Raw genomic sequence first — 5,279 nt, forward strand, 5'->3', positions numbered from 1 at the left:
GGTTGATCGGGGTCGAGGCGAATGCCTGTCCGATCGAGAACGCCAGCAGCAGGGGGGTGATGTAGAGCGTTTTCWTGAGTGGGGTCCTGGCTGTTCGCATGTTAGCCGGCTTGCTTTTCGAGGTTACGCAGACGGTCGCGCTGGCGTTCGGTCTTCAGCAGCAGACGCTGCAGGGCGGCCGAATCGGGGGAGTCCTGCATGGCCTGGGTCAGCTCCATGCGCGCGGCGTCGAGTTCCACCGCAGCTCCGGAGAGGCGCGGGTCGGTCGGTTTCCAGTGGGTTTCGCTGGCAAGGGCGTCGCTGCCAGTAGGCGCGACGAGATGGAGTCCGATGCTGCCACCGAGGAGGGCCACGCCGGCAATGGCAGCGGCCATCAGCCAGGGTTGCGCGCGTCGATGGCGCGACGTCGCGGCGACGGGCGCCTCGTCCAGACGGGCTTCGATGCCGGCCCATAGGTCACGACGGGGCGCAACCGGCCGGTTGAGGGAGCGCATCTGGCGCAGGTAATCGAGGTCATTCATGGCTTATCTCCCAGTGCGCGACGGAGTAGTCCGCGTGCACGGTGTAACTGCGCTTTCGAGGAACCGACCGCCATCCCGAGTTCAAGGGCGATCTCCTCGTGTTTCCAACCTTCCACGTCGTAAAGGACCAGCACGGCACGGGCCCGCGGCGGCAACGCCGCGATGGCCTTTTCCAGCTCGTCGCGCTCCACGGCGCGGACGGGATTATCGAGGTCGGCGATGTCCGGTAGATGTTCATCGTCGACGATGCTGACGGGGTCGGCGTTGCGGGCACGTATGGACATGAGTGCCACATTGACCGCCAACCGGTACACCCAGGTGCCGAACGCGCTTTCGAAGCGGAAGCCGTCGAGCTTCTGCCAGGCGCGGATGAAGGCTTCCTGGGTCAGGTCTTCCGCGCGGGCATGGTCGAAGGCGGCCAGGCGGAGGATGGCGCCATAGACCCGGTCCGAATGCTTGCGGTAGAGCGTCTCGAACGCCTTCCGGTCGCCGCCGACGGCAGCGCGCACCACATCGTCATCGGACGTGGCGACAGGCAGCTCAGGCTGCATGAAGGAAGTGGCGGCGAGGCATAGGGCATTCATCTTGCCAGCTTGGATGCCGGCAAGGGGAGAAGCGTTTAAGGGATAAAGGAAATGTGGGAGCCGCTTCAGCGGCGAAAAGCCAACAAAGCGGCGAAGTGGTAGCCCCAATCGCCGATGAATCGGCTCCCACACAGAGCCAGCCCCACAGCAGCAGGGCTGGCCTGATATCAGGCGACGTTGGCTGCCCGACGCTCCACGGCGGCTTCCAGGGCCTTGCTCACACGCAGGCGCTCGGCCTTGAGGCGCTCGGGCATGCGCGCGCCGAAACCCTCGAGGTAGAGACCGATGGCGTTGAGTTCTTCGGTCCAGCCTTCGACATCGACGTGGAGCAGCTCGTCGAGGGCGCCAGGCTTCAATGACAGACCCTCGGCGTTGAGCTCACCCTTGGCTGGCACCACGCCGATCGGGGTTTCCATGCCTTCCGCCTTGCCGGCGACGCGCTGGATCATCCAGTCGAGCACCCGGAGGTTCTCGCCGTAACCGGGCCACATGAAGCGACCGTCGGCATCCTTGCGGAACCAGTTCACGTGGAAGATCCGCGGCAGCTTCGCGCCGGGCTTGTCGAACGACAGCCAGTGGGCGAAGTAGTCGGCGAAGTTGTAGCCGCAGAAGGGCTTCATCGCCATCGAATCGCGGCGAAGCACGCCGACCGCGCCCGTGGCGGCGGCGGTGGTTTCCGAGCCCATGGCTGCACCGACAAGAACACCGTGCGCCCAGTCCTTCGCCTCGAACACCAGCGGCACCAGCGAGGGGCGGCGGCCGCCAAATACGATCGCCGAAATGGGCACGCCGGCGGCATGTTCGGATTCGGGTGCCCAGCTTGGGCACTGCTTCGCGCTGACCGTGAAGCGGGAATTCGGATGGGCGGCGGGACCGTTGGCCGCGTCGTACGGACGCCCCTGCCAGTCGGTGACCGGTTCGCCTTCGCCGAGGCCTTCCCACCACGGACGCGCGTCCGTGGTCACGGCCACGTTGGTGAAGATCGCATCGTGGCCAAGGGTGGCCAGGGCGGTCGGGTTGGTATTCGCGCCGGTGCCCGGGGCGACACCGAAATAGCCGGCTTCGGGGTTGATTGCCCAGAGGCGGCCGTCTTCACCGGGTGTCATCCAGCAGATGTCGTCGCCAACGGTCCAGACCTTCCAGCCCGCCTTGAGGTAGCCCTCGGTGGGAATGAGCATGGCCAGGTTGGTCTTGCCGCAGGCCGAGGGGAACGCCGCCGCGATGTAGTGCTTCTCGCCCTGCGGGTTCTCGATGCCGACGATGAGCATGTGCTCGGCGAGCCAGCCTTCACGGCGCGCCTGGTGGCTGGCGATGCGCAGCGCGTGGCACTTCTTGCCGAGCAGGGCGTTGCCGCCGTAGCCGGAGCCGATCGACTTGATCGACAGCTCCTGGGGGAAATGCATGATGAAGCGACGCTCGGGATCGAGATCGCCCGTGGAGTGCAGGCCCTTCACGAACTGGCCTTCGCGCTCGATGCGGGCGAGGGCAGGGGCGCCCATGCGCGTCATGATGCGCATGTTGGCGACCACGTAGGGGCTGTCGGTGATCTCGACACCGCAACGCGACAGCGGCGAGTCGATGGGACCCATGCAGTACGGAATGACGTACATGGTGCGTCCGCGCATGGCCCCGGCGAACAGCGCGTCGATCTTGGCGTGTGCGTCGGCCGGTGCCATCCAATGGTTGTTCGGGCCCGCCTCGTCTTCCTCGGGGGTGCAAACGAAGGTCAGGTGCTCGACGCGAGCGACGTCCGACGGATTCGAGCGATGCAGGTAACTGCGCGGGTTGGTCTCCTCGTTGAGCGGGAGGAGATCGCCACTGGCGAGCATCGTCTGGACGAGCTCGGCGTATTCCGCGTCCGAGCCGTCACACCAGCGAACGGAGGTCGGCTCCGTCAGTCGGGCGACATCGTCAACCCATCGATTCAATGCTTCCAGGGAACTGCCGTACGAACGCATCCGTTGTGGTCTCCAGTTAAACGCTGTAGAGACAGTAGTTTGCGTTCGATGGTATTGGCAAGGCACGGCGCAGCAAAAGTCGCCGCGCCGTTCAGCTGACGCGTCCGATCACGCGGTCGGCTTGGCCGGCGTCAGGGTAAAGATCACGTGCTCGACATAGGCGTCGAACTCGTCGTGGCTCAGTCGCGGCAGGCCAAGGGTGAAGTTCAGCTGCAGGAAGCCCACGTAGGCGGCATAGGTAAGCCGTGCACGATGCAGGGCGACAACGGGCTCGAGGCCCGCTTCCTGATACATCGTGGTGAGGAACTCGATGCGCCGCTGCGACACGCGCGCCATGACCGGCACGACCTGCGGATGGTCGAGCGCTTTGAGCAGGGCGGCGTAAACGCGATGCGCCTGCAGTTCGTGGGCGACACGGCGGAACAGTTCCGGCAGGCGCTTGCGGGGATCGGCGATGCGCTCGATTTCACCGAGGACTTCGCGTTCGCCGTATTCTTCCCACCGTTCGAGCGAGGCCTGGAGCAGGGCTTCGCGCGTACGGAAGTGCCAGTAGAAGCTGCCTTTGGTGACGCCCAGACGGCGCGCAAGCGCCTCCACGGCAAGGGCGCCGACGCCTTGTTCGGCGATAAGGGCTAGGGCGCCGTCTTCCCAGTCTTCTGCGGAGAGGCGGACTCGTTCATTCTTGGCACCGTCGGTCATCGACGCATGGTAGCCGAGACGCCGCCGTTTGCAATCCGGCAGCCTCCTGGCTTGTTGCATAAGACCTTGACTTGGTTGCCATTGCGTGACCGTACGCGGGCGTATTGACGCACCTCTCGCAGACCTACATACTCGGCCGTATGGTTGCCCATTCCACGTCCGTATCCTCTGCCTCTGCGAGCCTGGTCTCGATGGACGGCATTGCGCTGGCTACGCAGCGCTGGCCGGGCGTGCGTTCGCCGGCGCTGATCTTCGCGCACGGCTTCGGGCAGACGCGCCACGCCTGGAACGGCGCGGCGCGAACGCTGGCGGCGCAAGGCTTCGATGCCACCACCTTCGATGCGCGGGGTCATGGCGAAAGCGAGCGCGTGCCGCGCGGCGACTACCACATGGAGCAGTTCGTCCACGATCTGCTCGCGGTATCGGCCGAGTCCGGCTCACCGGATGGCCGGCCACCGGTGCTGGTCGGCGCCTCGATGGGCGGGCTGCTGGGCCTGATGGCCGCCGGTGAAGCGGAGGAGGGCCGCCCGCCGTTCTCGGCGCTGATCCTGGTCGACATCACCCCGCGCTGGGAAACCGCCGGGGTCGAACGTATCCTCGGCTTCATGCGCGCGCACCCGGACGGTTTCGCGAGTTATGAGGAGGCGGCCTCGGCGATCGAGGCGTACCTGCCGCACCGCCGTGAGCGTAAATCCGAAGCACAGCTCAAGCCCTTGTTGCGCCAGGACGAGCACGGCCGCCTTCGCTGGCACTGGGATCCCGCCCTGCTCGATGGCGGCCTCGTCCAGGAAAGCGAGCGTTACCAGCCGCGCCTGTTCGAGGCCGCCGCGCGCGTCCAGGTGCCGGTGCTGCTCCTTTCCGGCAGCCGCAGCGACGTCGTCTCCAGCCAGACCGTCGAAGAATTCCTACGTCTCGTCCCGCATGCGCGCCACGTTTCCCTCGCCGACGCCACGCACATGGTGGCCGGTGACGCGAACGACGCGTTTACCCGCGAGATTTCCCAGTTCATGCAATCGCTCCCGAGGTAATACCGATGTCTGCAATCCTGGTTGTACTGGCGGCACTGATTGCCTCCGGTGCCTGCGCTTACCACCGCACGTCGCTGCGCACGTGGGCTGTCGCCACGGCGGTCACGACCCTCGTCGTCGGCCTGCTCGCGCGTGCGCCGGTAACCACGGTCGTCGTGCTGATCCTGCTGGCCCTGGTCGCCGCACCGCTGCTAATGGTCGATTTCCGCCGGAAGAAGATCAGCGCACCGCTGCTGTCGATCTTCGCCAAGGTGACGCCGAAGCTGTCGGAAACCGAGCAGACCGCCCTCGAGGCCGGCACCGTCGGTTTCGAAGGCCAGCTGTTCTCGGGCAAGCCGGACTGGTCGGAATTGCTGCGTCAGCCGAAGCCGGAACTCTCGGTGGAAGAGCAGGCCTTCCTCGACGGCCCCGTCGAAGAACTCTGCGGCATGATCGACGACTGGCAGATCACCCACGAGCTGGCCGACCTTCCGCCGAACGTCTGGGAGT

5 protein-coding genes and 1 pseudogene are annotated in these 5,279 nt (G+C 65.8%); 2 read left to right on the forward strand and 4 right to left on the reverse strand.

The window, feature by feature from the left end; translation table 11 throughout:
- Window positions 1–101 precede the first annotated feature (101 nt).
- The 4 genes from AC1DSN_RS17860 to AC1DSN_RS17875 form a co-directional block, all read right to left on the reverse strand.
- Window positions 102–521, reverse strand: coding sequence for a hypothetical protein (locus AC1DSN_RS17860; RefSeq protein ID WP_063573079.1), 420 nt, complete (start codon window positions 519–521; stop codon window positions 102–104).
- Window positions 518–1,072, reverse strand: coding sequence for an RNA polymerase sigma factor (locus AC1DSN_RS17865; RefSeq protein ID WP_063573080.1), 555 nt, complete (start codon window positions 1,070–1,072; stop codon window positions 518–520). Before AC1DSN_RS17865 ends, AC1DSN_RS17860 begins: the two co-directional genes overlap by 4 nt.
- 200 nt (window positions 1,073–1,272) lie before the next feature.
- Window positions 1,273–3,063 (reverse strand): phosphoenolpyruvate carboxykinase (GTP), encoded by a 1,791-nt coding sequence (locus AC1DSN_RS17870; protein WP_477296709.1) that lies wholly within the window; start codon window positions 3,061–3,063, stop codon window positions 1,273–1,275.
- Window positions 3,064–3,171: 108 nt separating this feature from the next.
- On the reverse strand, window positions 3,172–3,762 hold the full coding sequence (locus AC1DSN_RS17875; RefSeq protein ID WP_063571842.1) for a TetR/AcrR family transcriptional regulator: 591 nt from the start codon (window positions 3,760–3,762) through the stop codon (window positions 3,172–3,174).
- Between the two features lie 140 nt (window positions 3,763–3,902).
- On the opposite strand from AC1DSN_RS17875, the gene AC1DSN_RS17880 reads away from it, so the two are divergent.
- Both AC1DSN_RS17880 and fadE read left to right on the forward strand, forming a co-directional pair.
- Window positions 3,903–4,790: an alpha/beta hydrolase gene (locus AC1DSN_RS17880; protein ID WP_477296711.1), complete on the forward strand. Its 888-nt coding sequence runs from the start codon at window positions 3,903–3,905 to the stop codon at window positions 4,788–4,790.
- Between the two features lie 5 nt (window positions 4,791–4,795).
- Window positions 4,796–5,279: pseudogene (fadE, locus tag AC1DSN_RS17885) on the forward strand (acyl-CoA dehydrogenase); the annotation flags it as partial.

The sequence above is a fragment of the Luteibacter sp. P4_D7_3 genome (assembly GCF_056401735.1).